The following is a 2,951-nucleotide window of genomic DNA, read 5'->3' on the forward strand; positions in this document are numbered from 1 at the left end:
ATGGAGGAGCCATTACAACACCAAACGACCCCATAGTGCATTGGGCTACCGCCCACCTGCGCCAGAGGCCATCGTTCCGATGGACCAAAGGCCAATCATGCACTAACTTTCAAGTTGGACCACTCAAGTGGGGCTGCTCAGGGAACACAGATCTAGGCCCAACTTCGATCCCAAACTTAAGCATTCCGTCTGGCCATCTTTGTTCGGTGGTTGCTTGTGTCATTGCCTCATCAACGTCAAAATTTGGTATTTTTTTCCTGACCCGACCTAACAAAGTTCTCGCCTCTTTTTTGCTGCTGGCGCTAATCTGAACATGTAGACGGTCATCAATTAGTGTTTCACTATAAACAGGTTTCGTAGCTTTTAGGGGCTCTCCGAACTGAAATGAGTATTCGTCACCGCTGTTATCAGTCATCTTTACAGGTTGATTGTTACCGCGATCTCGTGAAGCGTTGAGCAAGCTCATGACAGCTTGAAACGCTTTAATTAGGGGCAGATCGATTTTATCTCCTATTTTCAAGTTGGCGTCTTTGCATAAAATTCCTAAAGGTTTCAGTCGTCCGCCAAGAGCACTAGGTATAACATGCGCTTCTGAGTCGTTTTCGTTTGTAATAAGTTGACCTGTGATTATGCAGCGTTTTTCTATCATATTGCTCACTAATTTTAGTTATCGGATGCCCACACCCGCAGGGTGATCGATAACTTGTCAAGATGCCACATATCTCGCTAACTTCAACTGTAGCTGAGGGTCGTCCGTGACAGCAATTTAGGTCACCCCCTCCGACTTTGCAAAGCCCGCTGTCTGCGCATAGCCGCCGTTGTCCATGCGCCGCGATTGTCACGCGAACCTTCAAGAAACGTAGATGACTGCTGTCAGCCCTGTCCGGACATTGGCGGATGGCAACGGCAGCGACCGCACCGCAAGCGTAGCGTTCTGTTACTAGGTTCCTGTAAGCTGCCATTCACGAGAAATCCTAGGTCTCTCGAATGTTACGCCCTAGACGAGCGGCAACGATGTGCAGTCCGCATTTTAGGTGAATTTCGTCAGCCAGATAAAGCTGCCTACGCGCCCCGTCCCGACTGCCACATTCAAATTTGGTTAGGAGAAACTTGATATCAGGTTAGGTTCAGGTATGCACATGGCACCCGGAAAATCGATCATGTGTTCTAGTGCGCAGAGGAAATGACGCGTGAATCAACTGCAAGTGAACGAACTCTATGCCATATTGGATGCTGTGGGCATGGCTGTAATCGTTTTGGAGGTCGGCGACGACGGGATCCCCCGATACATCGCAATTAACAAGCGCTCGCGCGAGTTTACAAAAATTCCTGAAAAAGGCTGGTTCGGGAAATCTGCTTTGGAGATTTTCGGTGGTTCTACCGGAGAGAGAGCCCTTGCGATCCATAAAAGTGTGGCGCTGACTGCCAAAGAAACCAAATACGAAATTGATTTGCCTGCGGTCCAGGGGACACGGCACATTCTCACGACAATGACCCCTGTTTTTGACCCGGCAGGGAAACTGACCCATTTGGTTGGTTGTACCGAAGATGTGACCTCTGAACGTGAACGCGATGCAGCTTTAGAGCTAACCCGGATAGCCAAGGAAAAGGCGGAAGAAGCTAACAAGGCCAAAGAAAGGTTTCTGGCCAATATGAGCCATGAAATCAGGACACCCATGAACGGTATTCTTGGCATTTGTGAGCTTCTGAAAGAGACCAACTTGGACCATGAGCAGTCTCTCTTTGCTAATACGATCTTTAATTCCACCAATGCCTTGCTAGAAATCATCAACGAGGTGCTAGATTTTTCACAGATCACGGCAGACAAAGTCTCGTTGAACCATGAATCTTTTTCACTGCGTGTTCTTGTTGAGGAAATCGCTGTATTGCTTTCTGCCAAGACGGCCTACAAAGGGTTGGATTTTCGAGTAACCTACCCTGAAAAGGTCTCATCCAAGTTTATCGGGGACGCGAACAAAGTCCGCCAAATCCTTTTGAATTTGATCGGTAACGCGATAAAGTTCACTGAAGAAGGGCATATTTCAGTCACGGTTTCCCAGGAAAACGTGGCATTGTCAGGCCCGGTCCGGTTTGAGATTTCTGACACTGGCTGCGGAATTGAGGAAAGCAAACTGCGCTCCATCTTCTCGGCCTTTGAACAAGCGGATGGCTCGCCAAAGATGCTTTCCGAAGGAACGGGGCTAGGACTTGCGATTTCACAGGCTTTGGTTGAGCGAATGGGGGGGGAGATTTCGGTCAAATCTACGCCCGGTCAGGGCTCAACATTTTCTTTATGTCTTGACCTGGAAACTCAGCCAGAAATGTCTGTTGTGTCACCTCCTGAAGAAGAAAAAACTGCGTCAGTTCAGCTCGCCCCAAGCCCCACTGGAACAACTGATTTTCCAGCGAGAACAAAGGATCAAGGATTAGGGGGGATGCAAATTCTTGTGGCCGAAGACAACAAGACAAACCAGTTAGTTGTTGAAAAAATGCTCAAGAAATCAGGTGCAGAACTCCACTTTGTGGCAAATGGAGCTCTTGCGCTCGAAGCCTATCTCGCTTCAGAATACGATTTGATACTGATGGATCTATCTATGCCGGTTATGGGCGGTCTTGAGGCGACCCGGCGGATAAGGCAGCACGAGAAAGATACTGGACGAACGAAGTGTCGGATTATTGCTCTAACCGCAAATGCACAGAAAAGCGATATGAGAGCATGCACTGAAATCGGCATGAATGGCTTTTTGTCAAAGCCGTTTCGAAAGCATGAGCTACTAACTTGCCTAGGCACGATGGCTTAAGGTGTTGTTACTGAGCAGCCCCACTTGAGTGGTCCAACTTGAAAGTTAGTGCATGATTGGCCTTTGGTCCATCGGAACGATGGCCTCTGGCGCAGGTGGGCGGTAGCCCAATGCACTATGGGGTCGTTTGGTGTTGTAATGGCTCCTCCA

General features: G+C 48.7%; 4 protein-coding genes. 2 read left to right on the forward strand and 2 right to left on the reverse strand.

Annotation, left to right across the window (positions count from 1 at the left end):
• Window positions 1-106: integrase core domain-containing protein (locus tag ABJP42_RS16910; protein ID WP_348342086.1), on the forward strand; the 106-nt coding region annotated here is incomplete at its 5' end.
• Between the two features lie 3 nt (window positions 107-109).
• Here the strand turns inward: ABJP42_RS16910 and ABJP42_RS16915 are convergent.
• Window positions 110-649 (reverse strand): HNH endonuclease, encoded by a 540-nt coding sequence (locus ABJP42_RS16915; RefSeq protein ID WP_348342436.1) that lies wholly within the window; start codon window positions 647-649, stop codon window positions 110-112.
• 541 nt (window positions 650-1,190) lie between these two features.
• On the opposite strand from ABJP42_RS16915, the gene ABJP42_RS16920 reads away from it, so the two are divergent.
• Window positions 1,191-2,801 (forward strand): PAS domain-containing sensor histidine kinase, encoded by a 1,611-nt coding sequence (locus ABJP42_RS16920; RefSeq protein WP_348342438.1) that lies wholly within the window; start codon window positions 1,191-1,193, stop codon window positions 2,799-2,801.
• 45 nt (window positions 2,802-2,846) lie between these two features.
• Here the strand turns inward: ABJP42_RS16920 and ABJP42_RS16925 are convergent.
• Window positions 2,847-2,951: integrase core domain-containing protein (locus ABJP42_RS16925; RefSeq protein ID WP_348342086.1), on the reverse strand; the 105-nt coding region annotated here is incomplete at its 5' end.

It is taken from the genome of Pseudophaeobacter sp., from assembly GCF_039971195.1.
GTDB lineage: Bacteria > Pseudomonadota > Alphaproteobacteria > Rhodobacterales > Rhodobacteraceae > Pseudophaeobacter.

What these genes read in the sequence shown, in the direction of transcription:
- ABJP42_RS16915 (WP_348342436.1), bottom strand. Translation starts at nt 649, where the DNA reads ATGATAGAAAAACGCTGCATAATCACAGGTCAACTTATTACAAACGAA.